19 protein-coding genes and 1 pseudogene are annotated in these 24743 nt (G+C 72.7%); 11 read left to right on the plus strand and 9 right to left on the minus strand.

The annotated features are described in order from the left end of the window. Positions 1 to 21 precede the first annotated feature (21 nt). Positions 22 to 1104, plus strand: coding sequence for a phosphotransferase (locus tag BJ984_RS15020; RefSeq protein WP_179548683.1), 1083 nt, complete (start codon positions 22 to 24; stop codon positions 1102 to 1104). Between the two features lie 56 nt (positions 1105 to 1160). On the opposite strand, the gene BJ984_RS15025 is transcribed toward BJ984_RS15020, so the two are convergent. Together BJ984_RS15025 and BJ984_RS15030 are read right to left on the minus strand one after the other, a co-directional pair. After that, positions 1161 to 4964 carry an ATP-dependent DNA helicase gene (locus BJ984_RS15025; protein ID WP_179548684.1) on the minus strand — a complete coding sequence of 1268 codons (3804 nt, stop codon included), beginning with the start codon at positions 4962 to 4964 and terminating at the stop codon, positions 1161 to 1163. Further along, positions 4961 to 8404, minus strand: a complete 3444-nt coding sequence (locus tag BJ984_RS15030; RefSeq protein WP_179548685.1) for a UrvD/REP family ATP-dependent DNA helicase — start codon at positions 8402 to 8404, stop codon at positions 4961 to 4963. Before BJ984_RS15030 ends, BJ984_RS15025 begins: the two co-directional genes overlap by 4 nt. Before the next feature lie 215 nt (positions 8405 to 8619). On the opposite strand from BJ984_RS15030, the gene BJ984_RS15035 reads away from it, so the two are divergent. Further along, positions 8620 to 8844: a DUF3107 domain-containing protein gene (locus BJ984_RS15035; RefSeq protein WP_173181406.1), complete on the plus strand. Its 225-nt coding sequence runs from the start codon at positions 8620 to 8622 to the stop codon at positions 8842 to 8844. Between the two features lie 9 nt (positions 8845 to 8853). Further along, on the plus strand, positions 8854 to 9156 hold the full coding sequence (locus BJ984_RS15040; protein ID WP_179548686.1) for a hypothetical protein: 303 nt from the start codon (positions 8854 to 8856) through the stop codon (positions 9154 to 9156). 132 nt (positions 9157 to 9288) lie between these two features. On the opposite strand, the gene BJ984_RS15045 is transcribed toward BJ984_RS15040, so the two are convergent. After that, the gene (locus BJ984_RS15045) at positions 9289 to 10005 is read right to left on the minus strand and encodes a ferritin-like fold-containing protein (RefSeq protein ID WP_271206538.1); all 717 of its coding nucleotides are present in this window, start codon (positions 10003 to 10005) and stop codon (positions 9289 to 9291) included. A 277-nt stretch (positions 10006 to 10282) separates the two neighbouring features. Here BJ984_RS15045 and BJ984_RS15050 point away from each other — a divergent pair, with 277 nt between their 5' ends. Then, entirely contained in the window at positions 10283 to 11965 is a 1683-nt protein-coding gene (locus tag BJ984_RS15050; RefSeq protein ID WP_246306799.1) for a DEAD/DEAH box helicase, read from the plus strand. A 284-nt stretch (positions 11966 to 12249) separates the two neighbouring features. On the opposite strand, the gene BJ984_RS15055 is transcribed toward BJ984_RS15050, so the two are convergent. Beyond that, a complete protein-coding gene (locus tag BJ984_RS15055; protein WP_179548688.1) occupies positions 12250 to 13119 on the minus strand; it encodes a PHP domain-containing protein in 870 nt (289 codons plus the stop codon). A gap of 104 nt (positions 13120 to 13223) precedes the next feature. Between BJ984_RS15055 and BJ984_RS15060 the strand changes: the two genes are divergently transcribed. Further along, positions 13224 to 14702 (plus strand): aminopeptidase P family protein, encoded by a 1479-nt coding sequence (locus BJ984_RS15060; RefSeq protein WP_179548689.1) that lies wholly within the window; start codon positions 13224 to 13226, stop codon positions 14700 to 14702. 15 nt (positions 14703 to 14717) lie between these two features. Here BJ984_RS15060 and BJ984_RS15065 read toward each other — a convergent pair whose 3' ends face one another. Further along, positions 14718 to 15206: a YflT domain-containing protein gene (locus tag BJ984_RS15065; RefSeq protein ID WP_271206536.1), complete on the minus strand. Its 489-nt coding sequence runs from the start codon at positions 15204 to 15206 to the stop codon at positions 14718 to 14720. Between the two features lie 197 nt (positions 15207 to 15403). Here BJ984_RS15065 and BJ984_RS15070 point away from each other — a divergent pair, with 197 nt between their 5' ends. The 4 genes from BJ984_RS15070 to BJ984_RS15085 all read left to right on the plus strand — a co-directional run bounded on the left by BJ984_RS15070 (position 15404) and on the right by BJ984_RS15085 (position 19590). Next, a complete protein-coding gene (locus tag BJ984_RS15070; RefSeq protein ID WP_179548690.1) occupies positions 15404 to 16741 on the plus strand; it encodes a magnesium transporter MgtE N-terminal domain-containing protein in 1338 nt (445 codons plus the stop codon). After that, positions 16728 to 17318 (plus strand): DUF1003 domain-containing protein, encoded by a 591-nt coding sequence (locus BJ984_RS15075; RefSeq protein ID WP_179548691.1) that lies wholly within the window; start codon positions 16728 to 16730, stop codon positions 17316 to 17318. Before BJ984_RS15070 ends, BJ984_RS15075 begins: the two co-directional genes overlap by 14 nt. Positions 17319 to 17380: 62 nt before the next feature. Further along, on the plus strand, positions 17381 to 18586 hold the full coding sequence (locus tag BJ984_RS15080; protein ID WP_246306800.1) for a P-loop NTPase: 1206 nt from the start codon (positions 17381 to 17383) through the stop codon (positions 18584 to 18586). Further along, the gene (locus BJ984_RS15085) at positions 18583 to 19590 is read left to right on the plus strand and encodes a hypothetical protein (RefSeq protein WP_179548692.1); all 1008 of its coding nucleotides are present in this window, start codon (positions 18583 to 18585) and stop codon (positions 19588 to 19590) included. Before BJ984_RS15080 ends, BJ984_RS15085 begins: the two co-directional genes overlap by 4 nt. A 334-nt stretch (positions 19591 to 19924) precedes the next feature. Here BJ984_RS15085 and BJ984_RS15090 read toward each other — a convergent pair. Beyond that, a pseudogene (locus BJ984_RS15090) lies at positions 19925 to 20177 on the minus strand (twin-arginine translocase TatA/TatE family subunit); the annotation flags it as partial. 204 nt (positions 20178 to 20381) lie between these two features. Here BJ984_RS15090 and BJ984_RS15095 point away from each other — a divergent pair. Continuing rightward, the gene (locus BJ984_RS15095) at positions 20382 to 21011 is read left to right on the plus strand and encodes an O-methyltransferase (protein WP_179548693.1); all 630 of its coding nucleotides are present in this window, start codon (positions 20382 to 20384) and stop codon (positions 21009 to 21011) included. A gap of 74 nt (positions 21012 to 21085) precedes the next feature. Here BJ984_RS15095 and BJ984_RS15100 read toward each other — a convergent pair whose 3' ends face one another. The 3 genes from BJ984_RS15100 to dapE all read right to left on the minus strand — a co-directional run bounded on the left by BJ984_RS15100 (position 21086) and on the right by dapE (position 23740). Next, on the minus strand, positions 21086 to 21259 hold the full coding sequence (locus BJ984_RS15100; RefSeq protein WP_022897336.1) for a DUF3117 domain-containing protein: 174 nt from the start codon (positions 21257 to 21259) through the stop codon (positions 21086 to 21088). 142 nt (positions 21260 to 21401) lie between these two features. After that, positions 21402 to 22661 carry a mannosyltransferase family protein gene (locus tag BJ984_RS15105; RefSeq protein ID WP_271206535.1) on the minus strand — a complete coding sequence of 420 codons (1260 nt, stop codon included), beginning with the start codon at positions 22659 to 22661 and terminating at the stop codon, positions 21402 to 21404. After that, complete coding sequence (gene dapE / locus BJ984_RS15110) at positions 22640 to 23740, minus strand: succinyl-diaminopimelate desuccinylase (protein WP_179548694.1); 1101 nt, start codon at positions 23738 to 23740, stop codon at positions 22640 to 22642. Before dapE ends, BJ984_RS15105 begins: the two co-directional genes overlap by 22 nt. A 39-nt stretch (positions 23741 to 23779) precedes the next feature. Between dapE and dapD the strand changes: the two genes are divergently transcribed. Further along, positions 23780 to 24733, plus strand: a complete 954-nt coding sequence (gene dapD / locus BJ984_RS15115; RefSeq protein WP_179548695.1) for a 2,3,4,5-tetrahydropyridine-2,6-dicarboxylate N-succinyltransferase — start codon at positions 23780 to 23782, stop codon at positions 24731 to 24733. Positions 24734 to 24743: the final 10 nt, after the last annotated feature.

The raw sequence follows: 24743 nt of genomic DNA on the forward strand, positions 1-24743 counted from the left end.
GCCCGCCGTACCCTGGAAGGCATGGCGAGATCCCACTTCACTCTAGCCGCGCTCGCGACCTCGGCCGTCGCCGGGGCGGACATCGTCGCGACCCGCCCGCTCTCCACGAACACCGTGGGCCGCTTCGACTCGGCGGTCGTCACGCTGCGCTCGGGCGACGAACTGGTGGTGCGGGTACCGCGCGACGACGACGCCGGCTCGGAGCAGTCGCGCGACCTCGTCGCTCTGAACGCGCTGACGCCCGGCGTGCGCTCGCGTCTGCTCTTCCACGTGCCGGCCTTCCTCGGCCAGACGCCGGTCGGCGACACCCGGGCCGTGGTCTACGACTACATCCCCGGCCGCCCCGGGTCGCTCGGCGACGTCGGGGGCGAGGAGAGCGGGTCCGACTCGATCGGGCGGGCGATCGCGGGCATCCACTCGCTGCCCACCTCGGTGGTGTCGGATGCGGGGCTGCCCTCCAACTCGGCCGGCCAGATCGCCGCCACCTCCCGCAAGCTCACCGACCGTGCCGCCGCGTCGGGCCGGGTGCCCAAGGAGCTGCTGACCCGCTGGTCGCTGGCGCTGGAGGACAGCGCGCTCTGGCAGTTCCAGCCGACGGTGGTGCACGGGGCGCTCGCGCCGGAGTCGTTCCTGATCGCGGCCGACCAGGTCACGGGCATCCTGAACTGGCACAACCTGCGGGTCGGCGACCCGGCTCTCGACCTGTTCTGGCTCAACTCGGCGACCCACATCGAGAGCGCCGACCGCGTCTACGCCGCCTACGCGCGCGCCGTGACGAAGCCGGCCGACCACCAGCTGCGCAAGCGCGCCCGCCTCTACGCGGAGCTCGAGATCGCGCGCTGGCTGCTGCACGGGGTCGACAGCCGCGACGAGGCCATCATCGCCGACGCCGAGAACATGCTCGCGGGCCTGCACGCAACCGTGCAGAACGACCTGCTCAACCCACTGTCGACCGACACCGGCCAGATCATGGGGCTCGAGGACGTCGAGGCGCTGCTCGACCGCACCCCCGTCTCGGGCGGGGTCGCCGCGGGCGCTGCGCGCGCCGGCTCGGGGCTCGGCCCGCTCTCGACCGACCACGCGAACCGCATCGCGGAGGACTGAGCGGCTTCACGCGTGCCGTCGGCGCTCGCTCGGACGCGGCCGACATTCAGCCCGGATCAGAGCGCGGCGTCCCGAAGCAGCGCCTCGAGCTCGGTCTCGGAGTAGAGCCGCTCCGGGCGGATGACCGTGTCGTCGGCCACGAAGTAGAACGACGCGTCGACGAGGTCGACGTCGATACCCTTCCAGCGTGCGTAGGCGAGGCGGTACAGCGCGAGCTGCAGCTGCTTCAGCTCGAGGTCGGCGGCGTCGACCGGCGCGCGGCCGGTCTTCCAGTCGACGACCTCGAAGCGCCCGCCCTCGGCGAAGATCGCGTCGATCTTGCACACCACGATGCGCCCGCCGAGCACCAGGTGGATCTCGACCTCGACCTCCTCGGGCCGTCTTGCCGCGAACGGCGACCGCTGGAACGTCTCGATCAGCTCGGCGAAGCGCGCATCCTCGGCCGACGCTGCGGACGGCTCGCGGTTCGAACCACCCACGCCGCGCCCAGCCTCGTCGTGAGACCCCTCAGCCGTCGCTGCCCCGGCCAGGTCGTCCAGATCACCCGGACCGCCGAGGTCGTCGAGCTCGTCCAGGTCGACGAGGGCGTCGAGCTCGTCGAGGTCGCCGAGGGTGGGGAGGTCGTCCAGCTCGTCGAGGTCGTTCAGGTCGTCGAAGAGGTCGTAGCCGGGGAGGCCGTCGACGTGGTCGGCACCGAGGGTGGGCAGGTCGACCAGCGCGTCGGCGCCGTCGCGGCGGAACATCTCCTCCACCCAGCTGTGGAAGCGCGTGCCGAGCCGCGTCTGCCGGTAGGGCCGCTCGGGCATCGGCCGCTGCAAGGCGCGCACGACGGCCTGCGGGTCGGACACGTAGTCCTTGAAGCGCGACGCCGGGATGCGCACCGGCACGTCGAGCGGCACGTCGGCGCGGAGCCGCGCCCGCTCGGCCAGCAGCAGCTCGATGTCGTGGTCCCAAGGGGTGGACGCGGCCGGGTCGGCGGCCCGCACTGAGGCCGCCGCCGACTCGACCCGCGAGCGCCGGCCGCCGAGGGGGTCGCGCGGCCAGCTGACCCAGCTCTCCGCTTCTGCCAGCGGGTTGTCTTCGTGCTCGGGCGCATCCTGCAGCACGCCCTCGGCGATCAGCCCGATCGACTCGAGCTCGCGGAGGTAGAGGCCGGGGCCGCGGGGGCGCTTGACGCCGGTCGTCCAGAAGGAGCCGGTGAGCAGGAGCATCTCGCGCGCGCGGGTGACCGCGACGTAGATGAGGCGGCGCTGCTCGGCGGCGTACTGCGACGCGTTGTCGGCCTGGAAGGAGTCGAGGGCCGGCTTGAAGTCGCTCTGCGTGTCGAGCCCCTGCCAGGCGAGCTTGGGCAGCTCGGCGCTGTCGCCCCGGAAATCGAACGGCAGCTCGCCGAAGCTCAGCCAGCCGCGGCTCGAACGCGGGTCACCGGGCAGCTCGCCCTCGACCATCCGCGGGATGGCGACGACGTCCCACTCGAGACCTTTCGCGCCGTGGATGGTGAGGATCTGGACCGTGCCGGGCTCGGCCTCCTCGCTGCGCGGCTCGAGGCGGTCGCGCTTCTCCGCCTCCTCGAGCCAGGACAGGAAGTCGCCGAGGCCCGCGGTCGGATCGAGCGCGAGGAACGACGTCAGCTGCTCGGTGAAGGCGTCGAGGCTGGCGCGGCCGAGGGTGTGGTGGGGGCTGGCGAGCACCTCGATATCGAGGAGGAGCTCCTGCTGCACGAGGTCGACGAAGTCGACCAGACCGAGGCCCGCGCGGGTGCGGAGGTGGGCGAACTGCCCGGCGGCGCGGCGGAGCCGGTCGAGGCCGGCCTCGCTGAAGGGCTCGAGAGCGCGATGGTCGGGCCGCGCGGTGGCGAGGAAGTCGAGGGCGTCGACGATGGACCTGTCCTCGTCGTCGACGACCGAACCGCGGAGCCGGCCGGAGACCTCGGGCTCGAGCTTCTGGAAGCGGTGGTCGCGTTCGGCGATCCAGGAGGCGAGGGCGCGGAGGGCCATCAAGTCTTTCGTGCCGATGCGCCAGCGGGCGCCGGCGAGCACGCGCAGGAGGTCGGACCCCGCGGTCGGGTAGTAGAGGACGCGGAGCGTCGACACGAGGTCGGCGACGGCGGGCTGGCCGAGCAGACCGCCGATGCCGAGCACGTGGTATCGGACGCCCCGCGCCTCGAGCGCGGCCGTGAACGGCTCGATCTTCTTCACCGAGCGGCAGAGCAGCGCCGCCGACGGGCGCGTGCCGTCGGGGCGGGGGCGCAGCTGCTCCTGCAGCCACGCCGCGACCTGCTCGGCCTCCTCGCGCACGGTCTCGCTGAAGCCGACGTCGAGCCGCCCTGCGACCACGCCCGGGCGCGGCCCCAACTCCTCGACCGGGATGCCCGAGGTGGCGGTCAGCGGCCGCACCAGTGCGTTGGCCGCCTGGAGCACCACCTCGGGGTTCCGCCAGCTTGTCGACAAGGCGAACGGCGCCACACCGGACGTCGCGGTCGCGGCGGACCCCTCGGCAGCGGCAGCTGGAGACACGGCGATCGCCCCGGACGTCGCGGTCGCGGCGGACCCCTCGGCAGCGGCAGCTGGAGACACGGCGATCGCCTCGGCCGCCGCACCCGCACCCGCACCCGCACCCGCACCCGCACCCGCACCCGCGGAGAGCATGGCACCAGCCGGCTCCGGCGCAACCGCCGCCAGGCCCGGCCCACGCCGGGTGTCGCCGAAGTCGGCCCGGAACCGCGCCAGGTTCGCCGCGCTCGCCCCGCGCCAGCCGTAGATCGACTGATGCGGGTCCCCCACCGCCATCACCGCGTGCTCGCGGAACAAAGCCGAGAGCAGGCGCGTCTGCACGACGCTCGTGTCCTGGTACTCATCCAGCAGCACGACGCGGAAGCGGTCCCGGTAGTCCGCCACCACCCGCGGCGTGCTCTCCACGATCTCCAACGCGAGCGCGATCTGGTCGGAGAACTCGACGTACCCGCGCCGCACCTTCTCGGCCGCGTACTCGTCGGCCAGGTCGAGCAGCAGCGGCAGCGACGCCACCGGCGCGATCGCCGACTCGAGGTAGCCGAACACGGCGCCACCCCGGGAGCTCTTTCCCTTCGGCAGCTCGGCCAGCGCCTGGAACCTCTCGGCATAGCGCGACACCGGCCCCGACCCGGTCACGTTCTCGCTCAGCGCGCGGCTGAGGTTCAGCACCGCCGACGTCACCACGTCGACCGACCGGTCGATGCCGAGCAGCCGCTCGTCGCGACTCGTCACCACGACCGACCGCGCCAGCTGCCAGGCCGACGCCTCGCTCAGCACGGCCGCCTCGCCCTCGCGGCCGATCAGCACGGCGTTCTCCCGGAAGATGCTGTTCGCGAACGCGTTGTAGGTCGCGATCTCGGGCGCATCGAACGGGTCGGGCTCCCGCTCGGTGACCCGCGCCTCGGCCAGCTGCGCGAGACGCTTGCGGATGCGCTCCGCCAGCTCCCCCGCCGCCTTGCGTGTGAAGGTCAGCCCGAGCACCTCGGGCACCTCCACCAGCCCGTTCGCGATCAGCCAGACCACACGGTTCGCCATGGTCTCGGTCTTGCCGCTGCCCGCCCCGGCGACGACGATGCGCGGGTCGAGCGGCGCCTCGATCACCGCACGCTGCTGCTCGGTCGGCCGCGGCAGCCCCAGCCGGTCGGCGATCTCGACGGCCGGGATGAGGCCGCCGGGCGTGCGGGTGAGGGGATGCGCATCCGCTGACCCGTGCACCGATGCCTGCCCTGATGCCGGCCCCGACCCGCCACCCGATTCAGGCGCCGGATGCCCGGCCCCCGCGCCCCGCGGCGCGACGAAGGCCTGCGGATCGTCGAGGTCGGCGAGGTCGAACAGCGCGTCGCTCATTCGCTCACCGCCTTGATCAGCTGGATGCGGTACTCGTACCGGTTCTGGTTGTCGCGCTCCTCGGGAGCCACGACGCCCGGGAACTCGGCGGCGGCCATGCCCTCGGCGACCGCCTCGATGCGCCGGGCGATCTCGGCGAGGGCCTCGTCGTCGAGCGGATCCTGCACGCGGAGGGTGAACCGCGCCTCACGGTCGCCCTTCGCGACGTACAGCAGCGCCGCGCCCCGGTGCGAGGGCCCCTCGGCGAGGCCCCTCAGGGTTGGCTCCGAATCCGCATCCGGAGCGCCGAGCCCGTCGACCGTGCCCCGGGCGAGCGCCAGCTGGTACGCCGCCATCTGGGCGTGCCCCGGCATGTCGGCCGCGCGCACCGGGTACTTGCCCGTCTTGAGGTCGATGACCAGCAGCGTGCCCTCGCCGTCGCGCTCGACGCGGTCGATCGACCCGTTCACCTGCGCGCGCCCTTGCCGGAACGAGAAGCCGGCCTCCGCGCCCACGAGCTCGTGGCCGTCGCGGTTCTCGAAGCGGCGGAGGTAGTCGGCCAGGCCGTCGAGCTTCGTCTCGAGGGCACGTCGCTCGCGCTGCTCGATCCAGGGGGCCTCGAAGCGCAGCTCCTTCCAGCGCTCCTCCGAGACGCGGGCCAGCGCCTCGACCGTCGGCTCGGCCTCGGGGTCGGTCGACACCGACTCCATCGCAGCGTGCACGATCGTGCCGATGCCGGCGGCCAGGCTCTTGGACCCGCCCGCGACCTGGTCGACGAACCAGATCAGCGGCGACTGCTCGAACGCCTCGATGCGCGACGGCGACACCCGCACCACGGCATCCACGTCAGCGGGGTCGATGACGGGCTCGTCGGTCGAGGCGGTGAGCAGTCCGTACCACTCGGCGGGGTCGGCTCCGGGCGCACCCTCCTGCGCGAGCCGGGCCAGCGCGGCGGCCGCGCGGGCGTCACCGTCCTCGGCGACCCGGCGGCGGAGGTAGCCCGTCAGGCCGCGCAGAGTGAGGGGGTGCCGCGCCTGGGCCATCGGCTCGGCGTCGGGGGCGAAGCCGAAGAACGGCGAGGGCTGCTCGTCGTCGTTCGCGACGCAGCTCAGCACGGTCAGCGACCGCGACCGCGACACGGCCAGCGCGAACATCCGCAGCTCGTCGCCGAGCACCTCGGCCCGCTGGGCGGCAGCGGCCGCCCCCGCAGCAGCCTCCTCCAGAGCGGCACCCTCAGCGTGCGCGAGACCCGCAGCAGGCGCACCATCGTCATCGGCATGTGCCGGCGGCGTCTCGTCGACAACCGGGCCGGCGGATGCTCGGCCCGACGCCGCGCCCGACAGCGCCGCCGAGAGCTCAGCCCCCGACAGCGCCGCCCCCGACAGCTCCCCCGCCTCGGCGAGCGCCGTCAGCCGCTGCGCGTGCAGCAGAGACCCCCGCAGCCGGAGGTTCGGCCAGACCGACTCCTGCAACCCCGCCACCACGACGACGTCGACCTCGACTCCCACCGCACCTGTGGGCGTCGTGACGAGCACGGCGTCGCTGCGGGAGCGCGGCGAGAGCGTGTCCTCGGGCACCTCAGCCGTCAGGAACTCGTCGAGGAACAGCTCGGCCGGCCGTTCCGGGTCGCGCTCGACCGACCGCCGGGCCGCCGTGAAGAGGGCCACCGCGCCGTCGAGGTTGCGGTTCGCCTCATCGGCGACGATGCCGGTGCCGGCAGCGAGGTCGCCCCAGCGCTTGGCGAGACCGGTGCGCTGCCAGAGCTCCCAGAGCAGTTCTTCGACGCTCGCCCCGGCCTCGTGACTCGCTCGCACCGCCGCGAGGGTCGTGCCGAGCGCCGCGACCCGCCGCGCCGGTGCCGAGTCGATCGTCGCGAGGACGCCGGGGATGCGCACCGCCTCCTCGAGCAGCTCGTCGGAGTGCCGGCTGCCGCCGCTCGCGAGCTCCTCGTGCCGCAGCGCCAGCCGTAGCCGGCGCAGCCCCACCGCGTCGACGCCTCCGAGCGGCCCGAGGACGAGCGACGACACCGCCGACGACGTCAGCTCCAGCCGCCCGATGGCGAGCGCCACCCCCTCGGCGAGGTGCCGCGCCGCGTAGTCGTCGCGCAGCGCCTGCACGGCCGAGAGCGTGCGCGTCGGCACCTCGGCGAGCCCCAGCCCGCGCGCCATCGCCGGCACGAGCGCACCCGATCGCACGATCACCGCCATCTGCGACCACTCGGTGCCGTGGAGCAGGTACTGCTCGCGCAGCAGCCGCGCCACGGTCGCGATCTCGCCGGCCCGCGTATCGGCCTGAATGCGCAGCACCCGCCCAGCGCCGGCACCTCCACCGGCCGCAGAAGCAGCGCCGGCACCGGACTCCACCGTGTCGCGCTGCCGCCCCGCGGCCGCCGCCCCGATCCTCTCCGTCACCCTCCGCGTCAGCCCCCGCAGCACCCCGCGCTGCCGGTGCGACTCCCGCAGCAGCACGGGCGGCAGCGTCGGAACCCCCAGCGCCCGCGACAGCTGCCCCAGCGCCCGTACGTCCGACCCGCGGAACCCCGTCGTCGCCGTATCGGGGTCGCCGAACGCCACCACCGCGGCCCCCTGCCGGGCGAACTCCCGCACCAGGTTGACCGCCCCGATCGCCAGGTCGGGGAAGTCGTCGACCACCACGAGCCGCAGCCCCGCGGGCAGCCCGGCGTCGCGAACGATCCGCCGCGCCTCGGCCAGCAGCTCCGCCGAGTCGAGGTGCGCCACCTCGTACGCCTCGAGCGTCGTCTGGTACTCGGCCAGGAAGGCGGCCGCGCCCTCCCACTCCGCCAGACCCTGCGCGACCCCGAGGCGCGCCAGCGCCGCGGGCGACACCCCGTTCTCGGTCGCCCGCATCATCAGCTCCCGCAGTTCCGTGCGGAACTCCTTCAGCCTCCGCACCTCCGGCGGCAGCGACGCCGGCCAGGCGACGGCCCCCCGCCCCGCCAGCTCGTCCTCGATGCCGCCCTGCACGAGCTCCGCCACGATCCTGTCCTGCTCGGCACCGGTCAGCAGCGCCACCGCACGCGACGGGGCAGCGGATGCCCGAGCCGCCCCCGCGACCGGGGCCGCCCCCGCGCCGGCCGCCGTGCGATCTCCTCCCGTGCGCACGATCCCGAACGCCGCCGAACTGGGCGTGCGCGCGAGCGGACCGCTGCTCGGCACCCCCAGCCGCAGCGCCACCCGGTCGCGCAGCCGCGTCGCGCTCTGGCGCGTCGACGCCAGCACCAGCACGCTCTCGGGCGCGAGCCCGTGTCGCTCGACACGGTCGGCGACGAACTCCACGAGCGCCGTCGTCTTGCCCGTGCCGGGAGCGCCGATCACCGCGAACGACGCCCCGATCGGCCGATCCAGCAGCTCGGGCGGCACGCCCGGGCGAGAGCGCGACGCAGCCTGCGTCGGCGCCTTAGGGGGCGTCGCGCGGGAGGCGTCGGACGGTGCATCGATCACGGCCACCACGGTACCGGCCGCCTCCGACATCGCCGGCCGCGCATCCGCTCGCCCTCGTCGGCGAGCAGCAGAACGCGCACCGCAGAGGCGAGACGGGCCCCTGTTCGCTCTGGGCTGGTGCCCGCGCGCCCCATTCGGCGGGTGCTGTCGGGGGTGTGCCGTAATCTGAACTCGTGGCCGGTCGAATCGGTCACGTGACGTGAAAGGCACACCTGATGGACATCCGTATCGGCATCGCCAACTCGCCCCGTGAGCTCAACTTCGAGTCGAGCCAGTCCCCCGCCGAGATCGAGGCGATCGTCTCCGACGCCCTCACCAACGGCAGCACCCACGTCTCGCTGAAAGACGACAAGGGCAAGCAGTACCTCGTTCCCGTCGCCTCGCTCAGCTACGTCGAGATCGGCAGCGAAGAGTCGCGCCGCGTCGGCTTCGTCGCCTAACCTCTGGTCATGGAACTGCTGTTCATCACCCTCGGTGGCGTGATCCTCGGGCTGATCGCCCGCTACGCGCTGCCGAACCGCGATCGGCACGGCGTCGTGGTGGTCCCCGCCATCGGCGCTGCGGTCGCAGCGGTCGTCTGGGTCGTGCTCACCTGGGCCGGCCTCCCGTGGGACGGGGGGTGGATCTGGGCGATCAGCCTGGTCGTCACGGCCGTCGCGGTCGTGGTCGCCGACGTGCTGATCGGTCGCCGCCGCAAGGAGCGCGACGAGGTTCGCCTCCAGCAGCTGCTCACGGGCCGCGTCGCCGCCTGAGCCGCGTGCTCGACGGCGACGTCGTCGCCTGAGAATCTCCGCGCCGAGCGGCCGGGTGGAGGCACGGCCCGCGTAGCACGCACCGCCCACGCTGCACCCCCGCGAGCAGCCGGGCGGATGCGCGGTGGCCGCCTACGCCGTGAGCCCCAGCCGATCCATCCGCCGCGTGTGCGACGCGATCATCTCGGTGAACACCGGCTCGATGCGCTGCTCGTCCGACTCCTGGTTGCCCGAGAGGTGGATGGCCGAGCGGCACACGAGCAACGTGTCGCCCACGACCCGCCGCCCCCACATCGCGAGCCGCGGCCCGAGCACCGGGTCGGCGGCGATCCCGTCGGCCAGCAGGTCGGCGATCGCCCGCCGGCCCGTCTCGGCGTCGAGGATGGCGACGCAGCGCGGCGCGATGTCGCCCGGCAGCCCCGCGGCCAGCAGCGTGAAGAAGTCGTCGAGGATGCCCGCGGTCAGGTACACGCTCGCGAGCTGCTCGAACCAGTCGCCTCCGCGCACCAGCGAGCGGTAGCGGTCGATGCCCGCCGTGAACGGCTCGATCACCTCGGCCGGCACGTCGACCCGGCGGCGGATCTCGGCGACCAGCCGTTCGTGCTTGTCGAGCGCCTGACTGGCCGCGGGGGCCAGCACCTGCTTGGCGGCCACCGAAGGGGCGGCGGCGATCGCATCCGACACCTCTTCGAACACGGCCAGCTGCACATAGGCGGCCTGGCCGAGATAGGGCAGCACCTCGGGCGTCAGCTCGGCCAGGTTGACCTTCGGGTAGCTCGCCGAATCGTCCCGGGGTTTCAGCCGCGGGATGTCGATGCGCACCTTCGGGCGGCGGAGAAAACCGAACACGACGCCAATCCTAACGGGGCCCGCCACGGCGCCCCGACCCACGGCCGACCCGTCCCCGACGCCTCCCCGACCCGCCGCCGCGGCCCTTCCGGCCTGCGTGCAGGCCCCGTCCACTAAACTCGACCCGGGCCCTGACGCAAATCGGGGCAATCCGCCGCCGCCCGGCGCCATCGCCGGTCATCGCTCAGAGCATCCGAGCGCCGTTCCTCACTACGGCGGCACCGCTTCCACGACAGGTATCCACGTGAATTTTTCAGACCTCAAGGTCGACCAGGACATGGTCGACGCCCTCGCCGCGAAGGGCATCCTCGAACCGTTCCCCATCCAGGAGCAGACGATCCCCCTCGCCCTCGACGGGCAGGACATCATCGGCCAGGCCAAGACCGGCACCGGCAAGACCTTCGGCTTCGGCCTCCCCCTCATCCAGCGTCTGGGCCTCGACCCCGAGCCGGGCGTCAAGGCGCTCGTCGTCGTGCCGACCCGCGAGCTGTGCGTGCAGGTCACGGAAGACCTCGAGATCGCCGCCGGCAACCGCCCCACGAAGATCGTGTCGATCTACGGTGGCAAGGCCTACGAGGGTCAGATCGAGCAGATCAAGGCCGGCGCGCAGATCGTCGTCGGCACCCCGGGCCGCCTCCTCGACCTCGCCGGCCAGCGACTGCTGAACCTCGGCGCGGTGAGCGAGATGGTGCTCGACGAGGCCGACAAGATGCTCGACCTCGGCTTCCTCGCCGACATCGAGAAGCTGTTCGCCCAGACCCCCGCGAACCGCCACACCATGCTCTTCTCGGCCACGATGCCCGGCCCGATCGTCGCGCTCGCGCGCCGCTTCATGAACCGGCCCATCCACATCCGCGCCACCGACCCCGACGAGGGCCTGACGCAGGCGAACATCAAGCACCTCGTCTACCGCGCCCACAACATGGACAAGGACGAGGTCATCGCCCGCATCCTGCAGGCCGAGGGCCGCGGCAAGACCGTCGTCTTCACCCGCACCAAGCGCGCCGCCGCGAAGCTGGTCGAGGAGCTCAACGACCGGGGCTTCAACGCCGCCGCCGTGCACGGCGACCTCAACCAGGAGCAGCGCGAGCGCGCGATGGCCGCCTTCAAGGCCGGCAAGAAGGACATCCTGATCGCCACCGACGTGGCCGCCCGCGGCATCGACGTCGACGACGTGACGCACGTGATCAACCACACCATCCCCGACGACGACAAGACCTACCTGCACCGCGCCGGCCGCACCGGCCGTGCGGGCAAGACCGGCATCGCCGTCACCTTCGTCGACTGGGACGACCTGCACAAGTGGGCGCTGATCAACCGCGCCCTCGAGTTCGGCCAGCCCGAGCCGACCGAGACCTACTCGTCGTCGCCGCACCTGTTCTCCGACCTGAACATCCCGGCGGGCACGCGCGGTCGCCTCAAGGCCACCTCGCGGTCGGCCGAGGCCGGCACCGCGCCCCGCTCCGACCGGGGCGAGCGCAGCGGAGACCGTGGGGGCGACCGCGGTTCGCGCACCGGCGAGCGGAGTGACCGCGGTGCTCGTGGAAGCGACCGCGGCGAACGCGGTGACCGCGGACCCCGCACCGGCACCCGCGCCGCCCAGGGCACCGTCTCGGCCCCGGCGACCGAGGCGACCGGCACCGAGTCCGACGCGCCGGTGACCGCAGCCGTCGCGGCCAGCGCCACCGCCGGCGGCGAGAACGCGGGCGCACCGCGCAACCGCAACCGCAACCGCTCGCGCGGCTCCGCCCCGACCTCCGTGCTCGACAACGACACCTCGCGGAAGCTCGCCCCCGGCTCGCTCGCCTCGGGCACGCTGCCCGCCGCCATCAAGGAGTCGAGCGCCGGCGCGACCGAGTCCACCTCGGCCGGCTCCGGCAGCGAGCACCACGACGGCAACAGCGCCCCGCGCCGCCGCAGCCGCTCGCGCCGCCGCGGCCCCCGCCCCGCGGGCGAGTAGCGCTCGACAGCTGAACGCCGAAGACGGTCGCGCCCCTCGGGGCCGGCCGTCTTCGGCATTCCGGGGGTTCGGCCGGCTCGACGGATGCTCGCGCCCGACCCCCGGCCGGGCAGCCGCTCATCGTGGTCGCCGTGACGGCAGCCACCGCTCGACACGGGCGGGGCATCCGCTCATCGTGCTCGCCGTGACGGGAGCCACCGCTCGACGCGGGCCGGGCATCCGCTCATCGACCCCGGAGGTGGACGTGCACCCAGCGGCAGCGCGGGCCGAGGCGGAAACGAACGCTACGCGTAGACCGGGCTCCAGCCGGTGGCGCGTGCTATCAAGCGGTCGAGCACCTCGGGCCTCGTGGTGTTCTCGCCGAGGCGGTTGGGCTTGCCCTCGCCGTGGTAATCGCTCGAGCCGGTGAGCGCGAGGCCGTAGCGGTCGGCGAGGCGCAGCAGCCGCGCGCGACCCTCGACGGTGTTCTCTCGGTGATCGACCTCGAGGCCGAAGAGTCCGGCGTCGACGAGGTCGCCCATGCGGTCGTCGAGGGCGACATCCGCCCGGCTGACGGTGGCCGGATGCGCGATGACGGGCACTCCCCCGGCCGCGACCACGAGCTCGACGGCGAGCAGCGGGTCGGGGGCGTAGTGCGGCTGGTAGTAGCCGGCGCGCCAGTGCAGGATGCCCGCGAACGCCTCGCTGCGCGTCTCCGCGAGGCCGCGTGCGACGAGGGCGTCGGCGATGTGCGGGCGTCCGACGGTGGCACCGGGGGTGGTCTGAGCGAGCACGTCGTCCCAGCCGACGTCGTAGTCGCGGCCGATCCGGGCGACCATCTCCTCGGCGCGGTGCAGCCTGGCTTCGCGGATGCGGGCCGTCTCGGCCACGAGCTTGGCGTTGTTCGGGTCGAAGAGGTAGGCCAGCATGTGCACGCTCGACCAGTCGAGCCGGGTGCTGAGCTCCATGCCCGGGATGAGCGTCACACCGTTCTCGACGGCCGCACCACTGGCCTCCGACCAGCCCGCGGTGGAGTCGTGGTCGGTCAGCGCGACGGTGCCGAGGCCCGCCTCGGCCGCGGCCCGCACCAGGATGGCCGGCGACTCGGTGCCGTCGCTCACGCGGCTGTGCGTGTGCAGGTCGATCGGCGCGCGGAACAGCCGATCGGGAGACATTCCCCAATGCTAACCACTCCACGATCCCTCCACAGACCGCCGCATCCGTCCACAGGCGGTGGCGCTCCCCGCGCGCGCCCGGCCGCCGGGTGGAGAATGGAGGAATGGCAGACACCACCGCACCCAGCACCGCCGACCACTCCGTCACCGAGGCGCCGAAGCCGCGCGCCACGAGCAACCGGTCGACGACCCCGGCGTCCGACACGTTCCGCGACTACATCGGCAGCCAGTGGGCCGACCGCGAGGAGGTGCTGCCGCCCGCGCGCGAGCAGGCGCCGTTCGCGGCCGAGCGCCGCCGCCGCCTCTCCGAGGCCTACACCGGCAAGCGCCTCGTCGTCGCCTCGGGTGCCGCCAAGCAGCGCTCGAACGACACCGACTACCCCTACCGGGCGCACTCCGCGTTCTCCTACCTCGCGGGCTGGGGCTCCGACAGCGAGCCGGGCTCGTTCCTCGTCTTCGAGCCGGCGGATGCGGGTCACGACGTCACCCTCTACTTCCGTGAGCGCGCGGGCCGCGACTCCGACGAGTTCTACGCCAACCCCGAGATCGGGGAGTTCTGGATCGGGCCGCGCCCCTCGCTCGCCCAGGTCGCGAGCGACCTCGGCGTGGCCACCGCGGGCATCGCCGGGTTCGAGGACGTGCTGTTCGACGCCTCCACGCTGGTGGTGCGCGAAGCGGCCCCCGAGCTGCCGGCGGGTGCCGGCGAGGAGGCCGACGCCGACTTCCACCGCTTCCTCTCCGAGATGCGCCTGGTGAAGGACGAGTACGAGATCGAGCAGATGCGGCTCGCCATCGCCGCCACCGCCCGGGGCTTCGACGACGTCATCGCCGACTTCCCGCGCAGCTCGCAGCACGAGCGCGGCGAGCGCCTGGTCGAGGGCGTGTTCAACACCCGCGCGCGGCTCGACGGCAACACCGTGGGCTACGACACGATCGCCGCCTCGGGTCCGCACGCCTGCATCCTGCACTGGACACGCAACGACGGGCCGGTGCTGCCGGGTGACCTCATCCTGCTCGACGCGGGGGTCGAGCTCGACAGCTACTACACGGCCGACATCACCCGCACCATCCCGGTCGACGGGCGCTTCACCGAGGTGCAGCGGAAGGTCTACGAGGCGGTGCGCGAGGCGGCCGACGCCGCGTTCGCGATCGTGCGGCCGGGCATCAGGTTCCGCGAGATCCACGCGACGGCGATGGGGGTCATCGCCCGGCGCACCGCCGAGTGGGGGCTGCTGCCGGTCAGCGCCGAGGAGGCGCTGGAGGCCGACAACCAGCAGCACCGCCGCTACATGGTGCACGGCACGAGCCACCACCTGGGCATCGACGTGCACGACTGCGCGAAGGCCCGCCGCGAGATGTACCTCGACGGCGTGCTCGAGCCGGGAATGGTCTTCACCATCGAGCCGGGTCTCTACTTCCAGCCCGACGACCTCACGGTGCCCGAGGAGTTCCGCGGCATCGGCGTGCGCATCGAGGACGACATCCTGGTCACGGCCGACGGCGCCGAGAACCTCTCGATCGGGCTCCCCCGCACGGCCGACGAGGTCGAGGCCTGGTACGCGCGCCAGAACCCGTCGGCCTGACGGGCACCGCCGCCGCTAGTCCTGGCCGAGGAGGTTGCGGGCGCGGTTCGCCAGCTCGCCCGTCGTGAGCACCGAGTACGACGTCGCGACCACCTGCATCACCGAGGTGAAGTCGCGGCGGCGGCGGTTCAGGCTGTAGACGGCGATGTTGAAGAACATGCCGAAGCCGGCGCCGATGAGGGCCGCGGCGCCGATGAACAGCAGTGTCGAGGCGCTCGGGGACAGCAGGGTCAGCAGCAGACCGAAGAACAGCCCGATCCACAGGCCCGACAGGGCGCCCGTGCCCGCGGCGCGCCCGTAGCTCAGCGTGCCCGTCACCCGCTCGACGCTCACCAGGTCGTTGCCGATGATCGACACCTCCTTCACCGGGAACTCCGCCTTCGAGAGCGTGTCCACCGCCTTCTGCGCGTCGTCGTAGCTGTCGAAGGTGGCGACCACCTCCCCGCGCGGGATCGACGGGAAGCGCGGCAGCCCGCGGCCGGTGGACGAGGATCGATCACTCACCCCCAGATCATCCCACGGGCGCATCGGAGCGACCCGAGTGACGCCGACCCCGCAGCGGCCGAGCGACCCGAGCGGCGCCGACCCGGCAGCGGCCAAGCGACCCCAGTGACGCCGACCGCGCGGCTCGAGCATCCGGAGCCCCACCGCCCCGGCCGCCGCCCGGCTGACGTGCATGCAGGGGGTCTAAGTTAGTAGTCGTGAGTGCCACCAGAGTCTTCGTCGCCCGGTTGGCGGGGTGCACCGTCTTCGACCCCGCCGGCGACCGTCTCGGCAAGGTGCGGGACGTGCTCGTGGTGTACCGCAAGAGCGATCCGCCGCGGGTTGTCGGGCTGATCGTCGAGATCCCCGGCCGGCGCCACGTCTTCGTCTCGATCGGCCGCGTCACGAGCATCTCGAGCGGCCAGATCATCACCACCGGGCTGATCAACGTGCGCCGCTTCGAGCAGCGCGGCGGCGAGGTGCGCGTCATCGCCGAGATGCTCGGCCGCACCGTCGTCTTCGCCGACGGCACCGGGCAGGCCACCGTCGAGGACGTCGCGATCGAGGAGCACGGCCCCGGCGAGTGGGCGATCGTTCAGCTCTTCGTGCGCCGACCGAAGACGAGCGCCAGCCTCTTCGCCAAGGGCGCCACCGTCTACGCCAGCTGGAACGACGTGCGCGAGAAGACCTCCCTGGGCCAGCCGCAGTCGGCGGAGCAGCTGATCGCGACCTACAGCGAGCTGAAGCCCGCCGACCTCGCCAGCACCCTGCTCGACTTGCCGCAGGCGCGCATGCTCGAGGTCGCCGAGGAGCTCTCCGACGACCGCCTCGCGGACGTGCTCGAGGAGATGCCCGAGAGCGAGCAGGTCGAGATCCTCGCCCAGCTCGACGACGACCGCGCCGCCGACGTGCTCGACCAGATGCAGCCCGACGACGCGGCCGACCTGATCGCGCAGCTCTCCGAGGAGCGCGGCGAGCACCTGCTCGAGCTCATGCAGCCCGAGGAGGCCGACGACGTGCGCATGCTGCTCGCCTACGCCCCCGACACCGCCGGTGGCCTGATGACCACCGAGCCCATCATCGTCAGCGCCGACGCCACGGTGGCCGAGGGCCTCGCGCTGATCCGCCGGCACGAGCTCGCGCCGGCGCTCGGTGCCGCCATCTGCGTCACCCTGCCGCCCTATGAGCCGCCGACCGGCCGCTTCCTCGGCGTCGTGCACTTCCAGCGCATGCTGCGCTACCCGCCGCACGAGCGCCTCGGCACCATCCTCGACCAGGGGCTCGAGCCCGTCACGGCCGACACCAGCGCGGCCGTCGTGTCGCGCATCCTGGCCAGCTACAACCTGGTCTCCGTTCCGGTTGTCGACGACAACCACCGCCTGGTCGGGGTGGTGACCATTGACGACGTCCTCGACTACCTCTTGCCCGACGACTGGCGAAGTAACGACAGCGACCCCGACACCCCCCGGGTGCCGGATCGCACACTCTCGCGAGCGCAGGCCATAGCCCCGCGCTTGACCACCCGCGGAAGGAGGACCTCGTATGGCCGGTCGTAACAGCAAGCCCCAGAACCCGCTCGACGCACCCAAGGGCCGTCGCACGAGCGTCATCCCCCGCCGCCCGGTGGCCTCCCGCGACCGCTTCGGCCGCGCCACCGAGGCGATCGCGCGCGCGATGGGCACCCCGTTCTTCCTGATCGGACTGACGCTGTTCTGCGTCGTCTGGATCGTGTTCAACTCCATCGGCCCCGAAGACCTGCGGTTCGACTCGGCGGCCATCGGCTTCACGGCCCTGACCCTCATCCTGTCGCTGCAGGCCTCGTACGCCGCCCCGCTCATCCTGCTCGCGCAGAACCGGCAGGACGACCGCGACCGCGTGCAGTTCGAGCAGGACCGTCAGCGCGCCGAGCGCAACCTCGCCGACACCGAGTACCTGGCCCGCGAGGTCGTGGCCCTGCGCCTCGCGATGCAGGACATGGCGAGCAAGGAGTTCATCCGCGCCGAGCTGCGCTCGCTGCTGGAGGAGCTCGATCGGGGTCGTGACGATGTTCCGGATGCTCCCCCCGCCGGCTCGGCCCGCAGCCGTTCGGGCCGCGGCACCCCGACCGGCTCGCTGCCGGTCGTCAAGCCGTGAGCGACGTTCTGCCCGAGCCGGGCGAGGATGCTCGCGCCGCCGCCGCGCGCGGCGACACCGGGCTGGCGACCGCCGTGCGCACCGCCCTCGCCCGCGTCATCGACCCGGAGATCCGCAAGCCCATCACCGAGCTCGACATGGTCGGCGGTGTGCAGGTCGACGCGGCCGGCCTCGCCTCGGTCGACCTGAAGCTCACGATCGTCGGATGCCCGGCCGCTTCCACCATCGAACGCGACGTCCGCCAGGCCGCCGCCGGCGTGCCCGGCGTCCGGGCGGTCGACGTGGCGGTCTCGGTCATGACCAAGGAGGAGCGACAGGCCCTCACCGAGAAGCTCCGCGGACCCGGCGGCCCGCGCACCATGCCCTTCGGCCCCGGCTCGCTCACCCGCGTCTACGCCGTCACGAGCGGCAAGGGCGGCGTCGGCAAGTCGACGCTGACCGCCAATCTCGCGGTCGCCCTCGCCGCGCGCGGGCTGGCGGTGGGGCTGGTCGACGCCGACGTGTACGGGTTCTCGATCCCGGGCATCCTGGGCCTCGTCGACGAGCACGGGGTCGCGGCCCGGCCGACGCGGGTCGACGACATGATCCTGCCGCCGGTCGCGCACGGCGTGAAGGTCATCTCCATCGGGATGTTCATCGACCCCGAGCAGAGCTCGGCCACGGGCGGCGCCGTCGCCTGGCGGGGGCCGATGCTGCACCGCACGATCACGCAGTTCCTCACCGACGTCTACTTCGGCGACCTCGACGTGCTGCTGCTCGACCTGCCGCCCGGCACCGGCGACGTCGCCATCTCGATCGGACAGCTGCTGCCGAACGCCGAGGTGATCGTGCTGACGACCCCGCAGCCGGCCGCCGCCGACGTGGCCGAGCGCTCGGGCCTCGTGGCGATGCAGACCGGGCAGCACGTCTACGGCGTGATCGAGAACATGGCGGGCTACGCCGCACCCGACGGCACCGTCGTCGACCTCTTCGGCGCGGGCGGCGGCGCCGAGGTCGCCCGCCGCCTCTCCGACCGCCAGCAGGCGGCCACGGCGGCCCGCACCGCCGCTGGCGCCACCGGCGCACACGCCACCCACGACGGGGCCGTGCCCCTGCTGGCGTCGGTGCCGATCAGCGTCGCCCTCCGCTCCGGCGGAGACGCCGGGGCGCCGGTGGTGCTGGCGCATCCCACCGACCCGGCCGCCGTGGCGATCGCGTCGGTCGCCGACCGCATCGCCCGCCGCGGCCGCGGTCTCGCGGGCCGCAAGCTGGGGCTCGCCCCGGCATGACCGCCCGGGCCGCCGTCCTCGCCGCGCTGACCGCGCTGGCACTGGTCGCGGTCTCCGGATGCTCGAGCCCGCCCTCCCTCGCCCCGAGCACCGCTGCACCCACCGACGTCGGCACCGGCAGCGCGTCCGGCACCCCCACGCCCGCGGCCACACCCGCCGAACCGGTCGTCATCGACGGCCTCGGCCTGGCGATCCTGCAGAACCGCCCCGACTACGGCGCCCGCCGCCTGCAGCTCTCGATCACCAACGAGACCGACGCTCCCGTCACGGTCACCGCCGCCCGTTTCAGCTCCCCGCAGTTCGTCGCCCCGGTCGAGACCGCGAAGGCCACCGACGTGCCGGCCGGCCTCACCCGCTTCCTCCCCGTCCCGCTGCCCGAGGCGGACTGCCCGGCCCCGGCCACCACCCCCGAGCTGACGGTCACCATGATCGACGCCGACGGAACCGCCCGCGAGGTCACCGGCCGCCCCGCCGACCCCTTCGGCGTGCTCGACCGCATCGCCACCGAGGACTGCCTCGACGAGGCGGTCGCCGCGGTGGCCACCCTCCGCCTCTCCGACACCCTGCGGATCACGGGCGACGGCCCCGACGCCGTCGCCCACCTCGACCTCATCGTCGAGCCCCGCCCGATGGGCGTGACCACCGACACCGGCGGCTCCAGCGTCGTCGCACCCGCCGCACCCTCCGGCGACGGCCCTGCCACACTCCACCTCGACCACGCCGCATCGACGGTCCTCCTCGAGCCCGCCGACGGCGCCGACTGGTCGCTCGACCTCGCGGTCACCCCGGGCGACTCCCCCACCACGATCACCCTCGACGCCATCCCGGCCCGCTGCGATCCGCACGCCATCGCCGAGGACAAGCGCGGCACCTTCGTCCCCGTCACCCTCGAGCTGTCCGACGGGCTCGCCGGCACCGTCTCGATCCCGTCAGCCGACCCGCTCCGCCTGGCGATCTACGACTACGTGGCGAGCGCCTGCGGTTTCGCCGTCCCCGAGGGCTGAGAACCCGGATGCTCGTCTCAGGTCGCCTCGGAGTCGTATGCCGTGGCAACCGGCCGCGGAACCCCGCCGCCGTCATCCGCCACCACGCCCTCACCCGCGCCACCGGTGGAAGCCCCACCGTCACCGGCAGCGCCCGCAGCAGCACCGGCAGCCCCGACCACTCCCACCGCAGCCGCACCGGCGGCAGCACCCGCCCCACCGGCATCGCCCGGAAGATCGACCGGCACCGGCCCCCCGGCCGACTTCGCCTTGTGCTGCAGATACGCCGGCTCGGGTCGCGGCCGGTTCGGCGGACGGACCGCCGAGGTCGTGGCGGCCGCACCGTCGGCGGGCCCGTCGTCGAGCAGCGCCTCGCGGATGATGCGCCGCGGGTCGTACTGCCTGGGGTCGAGCTTCTTCCAGTCGACGTCGTCGAACTCGGGGCCCATCTCGTCGCGCATCCGGCTCTTCGCACCGTTCGCCATGTCGCGGAGGCTGCGCACGAACTGCGCCAGCTTCGCCGTGTACCCGGGCAGGCGCTCCGGGCCGAGCAGGAACACCGCGATGATCCCGATCAGGAGCAGCTTCTCGAAGGTCAGCCCGAACATTCTTGAATCATAGCCGCGCCGGGCGACGCCCAGGTCGGGTGTTCCCCGGGAACCGGGCGGTAGCATCCGCAGAACGTCAAATCCCCCCGAGCGACGGGCCAGCTCGGCCGGCGCGGGCTCGGAGCCGAACGCCGCACGGTCCCGCGCCGCGTGGCACCCCGGCACCCGCGCCGCCACTGCCTAAGCTGAACCCGGAGGCCATCAGTGACTAAAGAAGCCAGCTGGAAGTTCGCCGACGACATCGTCGTCGAGACGACGCAGATCGTCGCCGCGCGCACGCACGCGGCCGAGGTGGGGGTCGAATCCGTCTCCCCGGCGATCGGCAGCCAGCTGGCCGTGATCGCCGCGGCGGCCCGCGCGAAGTCGATCGTCGAGATCGGCACGGGGCTCGGCGTGTCCGCCCTGTGGATGCTCCGCGGAGCCCCCGACGCCACCATCACCTCGATCGACACCGAGCTCGAGCACCAGCAGGTGGCCCGGGCGGCGCTGCTCGACGCGAAGGTACCGGCCAACCGCATCCGTCTCATCACCGGCACGGCGGGTGACGTGCTGCCCCGCCTGAACGAGAGCTCCTACGACCTCGTGCTCGTCGACGCCGACCCGGCCTCGGTGATCGAGTACGTCGAGCACGGACTGCGCCTGGTGCGCCAGGGCGGCACGGTGCTCGTGCCGCACGCGCTCTGGAAGGACAAGGTCGCCGACCCCGCCCAGCGCGGCGACACGGTGGGCGACTTCCGCACGCTGATCGCCGAGCTCTCGGGCTCGGACGCCGTGCTCGTGGCGCTCTCGCCCGCCGGCGACGGCCTGCTCCAGGTCACGAAGATCGTCGAGTAGCAGCCGGTTAACTGCCGACGACCTCGGTGCCCGCTCCGAGGAACGGTGCGCCGAGGTCGTCGCGAGCCTGTCGGCTAGGCGGGATTGACCACGCCAGCAAGTGCGTCGTGGAGCTCCTTCGCTTCCGCGTCGTTGACGGAGACGACCAGGCGACCCCCGCCCTCCAGCGGCACTCGCACGATGATGAGGCGTCCTTCTTTCACTGCCTCCATAGGCCCGTCTCCGGTCCTCGGTTTCATGGCGGCCATTCGGCTCCCCTTTCCTGGTGTGATCTCCATTATCTCCGATAGTGACGCGTGCTCGGAACCAGTGGCCCGAAAGCATGCGTGACGACGGCCCGGATGCGCGTCCTGACGACGGCGCGACGCGGCCCCGCGGACCGCCGGCCGATCACGGCGGCGTCCAGTCCCGCCCGTCGACGCCCCAGCCGATCGCCATCCAGCCGACCTGCCCCGCGATCGCCACGAGCACGATCAGCACCCGGTACACGGGCGAGCGCGGCAGCGCGAGCGCCCCGAGCGCCGGGAACAGCGGCATGAGCAGCCGGAACGTGCTCGACTGCGGGAAGAACACCGCCAGCAGGTACAGCGCGTAGCTCGCCAGCCAGAACCGCAGGTCGACCCCGAGCCGCTTCACCGGCGGCAGGAACAGGAACACCGCGAATCCCACGATCAGCAGCACCACGACGATCGGCCCCCACGGCGCGCCGAGCCACCAGACACCGCTCTCGAACCACGCGGTGAACGGCACGAGCTCGCCGTAGCCGATGTACGCGGCCCGCCACGCCAGCTCGGTGTCGGTGTACGCGGTCGGCGACCCGGTGACGACGCCCGCGATCACGAGCCAGGCCAGCCCCATCACCCCGCTGAACACGGCGAGAGCGGATGCCGTCACCCGCTCGCGGAGCGGGAACGGCTCGCGCCCGCGGGTCAGGAACCGGTACCCGACGTGCAGCACGACGAACAGCGCGAACGCGAGCCCCGAGGGCCGCGTCAGCGCCATCAGGGCGACGATCGGGAACACCCAGCCGTACCTCCGGGTGACCACGAGGTACAGGGCGCTGACGAGGAGCAGCAGGCTCATCGACTCGGCGTAGGCGAACTGCAGCAGCGGCGAGAGCGGAGCCACGCAGAACAGCACGACCGCGAAGAGGGCCGCTCGCGCATCCTGGAGCACGTGGTTCATCAGGCGGTAGAAGACCACGGCGGTGGCCGCGGCGCAGAGCACCGAGACGGTGACGGCGACGAACTCCCAGGTGGTGCCGGTCAGCGCGCGCAGGCCCGAGACGAGGAAGGGGTAGCCCGGCATGAACGCCCAGGCGCTCTCGCCCACGTGGCCGTCGGCGGTGACGGGCAGCACCGAGGGGTAGCCGTAGAACGAGATGATCTTGTACCAGTTGCCGTCCCAGATGGCGGCGTAGCTGAGGTAGGGCGGGTTCGCGCCCGTCCACGGGTTGGGGCCCTGGGCCCGCGCGAACAGCAGCACGATGATCGTGGTGACGACCCGCGACAGCGCGAACACCCCGAGCACCTTCGCCCACCACGGGGTTCTGGCCCAGAGGGTGCGGCGGCGGGCATCCGTCATCTGCTCGTCGTCGACGCACACGACGAGCGGAGCGGGCTCGGAGCTCACCCGCGGCCGGACAGCCACGACCGCAGCCCCGCCTCGCAGTCCTCGATCTGCGACACGCGCACGCGCTCGTCGTCGGCGTGCGCCTTCATCGGGTCGCCGGGCCCGTAGTTGACGGCCGGAACGCCCATGGCCGAGAATCGCGCCACATCGGTCCACCCGTACTTCGGCTTCGCCTCCCCGCCCACGGCGGCCAGGAAGCGCTGCGCCAGCGGAGCGTCCAGCCCGGGCCGCGCCCCGACCGCGAGGTCGACGATCTTCACGTCGTACCCCGCGAACAGTTCACGGATGTGCGCCACCGCCTCGTCCCCACTGCGCGACGGCGCGAACCGGTAATTCACGTGCACCATCACCTCGTCGGGGATGATGTTCCCCGCCACCCCGCCCGAGATGCCCACCGCGTTCAGCCCCTCGCGGTAGACCAGCCCGTCGACCTCGACCTCGGGTGCCTCGTAGGAGTCGAGGATCGCCAGGATCGCCGCCGCCTTGTGGATCGCGTTGTCGCCCACCCAGCTGCGCGCCGAGTGCGCCCGCAGCCCGTACGCGCGGATCTCCGCCCGCAGGTTGCCGTTGCACCCGCCCTCGATCTGCGAGTTCGTCGGCTCCCCCAGGATGGCGAAGTCGCCCGCGAAGAGGTCGGGCCGGTTCGCGGCGAGCCGAGTCAGCCCGTTGAGCTCGTTCGAGACCTCCTCGTGGTCGTACCACATCCAGGTGATGTCGACGACGGGCTCGGTCAGCTCGGCCGCGAGCTTCAGCTGCACCGCGACGCCGGCCTTCATGTCGACCGTGCCGCGGCCCCAGAGGTACTCCTCGCCGTCGAGGGTCTCGTAGCGGGTCGGCAGGTTGTCGTTCAGCGGCACCGTGTCGATGTGCCCCGCGATCACGACCCGCTGCGCCCGCCCGAGGTTCGTGCGTGCGACGATCGTGTCGCCGTCCCGGATGATCTCCAGGTGGTCGGCACCGGCGAGCGACGCGACGATCGCGTCGGCGAGCAGCGTCTCGTCACCCGACACCGATTCGACGTCGCAGATCTGCTGCGTCAGCACGGTCGATGATTCGGAGAGGTCGAAGACCGGATGCGCGGGGTCGAAACGAGACATTGTCCAAGTTTAGGGTTCTCGGCCCCATACGCTTGAGTCATGCCTGAAGAAGTACTGAACCCCACCCACGCCTGGGGCCACGGACTCGCCACCATCGCGGCCGACGGCACCGTGCTCGACACCTGGTACCCGTCGCCCGCCCTGGGCTCCCCGCCCGAGGCCGCCACGCTGCACGCGCCCGCCGATCTGGTCGCGCACGCGGTTCCGGATGCCCGCCGCGACGTCTCGGTCGAGATCGTCGCCGAGGTCATCGAACTCGACGCCCCGCCCCGCTCGACGCCGGACGCCTACCTCCGCCTCCACCTGCTCTCGCACCTGCTCGTCGCGCCGAACACGATCAACCTCGACGGCATCTTCGGCCATCTGCCGATCGTCGTGTGGACGAACGCCGGCCCCGTGCATCCCGACGCCTTCGACCGGCTGCGGCCCGCCCTGCAGCGCGCGGGCATCCAGGCCTACGGCGTCGACAAGTTCCCGCGGATGCTCGACTACGTCACCCCGCCCAAGGTGCGCATCGCCGACGCCTCGCGGGTGCGCCTCGGCGCGCACCTCGCGCCGGGCACCACCGTGATGCACGAGGGCTTCGTGAACTTCAACGCCGGAACCGTCGGCACCTCCATGGTGGAGGGCCGCATCTCGCAGGGCGTCGTCGTGGGCGACGGCTCGGACATCGGCGGCGGCGCCTCGATCATGGGCACGCTCTCGGGCGGGGGCACCCAGCGCGTCTCGATCGGACGGCGCGCCCTCCTCGGCGCGAACGCCGGCATCGGCATCTCGATCGGCGACGACTCGGTCGTGGAGGCCGGTCTCTACGTCACGGCCGGCACCAAGGTGGTGCTGATCGACGGCGACGACGAGAACCGCATCGTGAAGGCGGTCGCGCTCTCGGGCGTCCCCAACCTGCTCTTCCGCCGCAACTCCCTCACGGGCGCCGTCGAGGCGACCGCCCGCTCGGGCTCCGGAGTGACCCTCAACCCCACCCTCCACGCCTAGCCCTCGACCG

It is taken from the genome of Herbiconiux flava (genome assembly GCF_013409865.1).
Classification (GTDB): Bacteria; Actinomycetota; Actinomycetes; order Actinomycetales; family Microbacteriaceae; genus Herbiconiux; species Herbiconiux flava.

Bases quoted from the DNA above. Each gene is read 5' to 3' on its own strand.
- BJ984_RS15020 (WP_179548683.1), top strand. From the start codon at position 22: ATGGCGAGATCCCACTTCACTCTAGCCGCGCTCGCGACCTCGGCCGTC.
- BJ984_RS15100 (WP_022897336.1), bottom strand. From the start codon at position 21,259: ATGGCCGCCATGAAACCGAGGACCGGAGACGGGCCTATGGAGGCAGTG.
- BJ984_RS15060 (WP_179548689.1), top strand. From the start codon at position 13,224: ATGGCAGACACCACCGCACCCAGCACCGCCGACCACTCCGTCACCGAG.
- BJ984_RS15055 (WP_179548688.1), bottom strand. From the start codon at position 13,119: ATGTCTCCCGATCGGCTGTTCCGCGCGCCGATCGACCTGCACACGCAC.
- BJ984_RS15085 (WP_179548692.1), top strand. From the start codon at position 18,583: ATGACCGCCCGGGCCGCCGTCCTCGCCGCGCTGACCGCGCTGGCACTG.
- BJ984_RS15075 (WP_179548691.1), top strand. From the start codon at position 16,728: ATGGCCGGTCGTAACAGCAAGCCCCAGAACCCGCTCGACGCACCCAAG.
- BJ984_RS15025 (WP_179548684.1), bottom strand. From the start codon at position 4,964: ATGAGCGACGCGCTGTTCGACCTCGCCGACCTCGACGATCCGCAGGCC.
- BJ984_RS15035 (WP_173181406.1), top strand. From the start codon at position 8,620: ATGGACATCCGTATCGGCATCGCCAACTCGCCCCGTGAGCTCAACTTC.
- BJ984_RS15050 (WP_246306799.1), top strand. From the start codon at position 10,283: ATGGTCGACGCCCTCGCCGCGAAGGGCATCCTCGAACCGTTCCCCATC.
- BJ984_RS15040 (WP_179548686.1), top strand. From the start codon at position 8,854: ATGGAACTGCTGTTCATCACCCTCGGTGGCGTGATCCTCGGGCTGATC.
- dapE (WP_179548694.1), bottom strand. From the start codon at position 23,740: ATGTCTCGTTTCGACCCCGCGCATCCGGTCTTCGACCTCTCCGAATCA.
- dapD (WP_179548695.1), top strand. From the start codon at position 23,780: ATGCCTGAAGAAGTACTGAACCCCACCCACGCCTGGGGCCACGGACTC.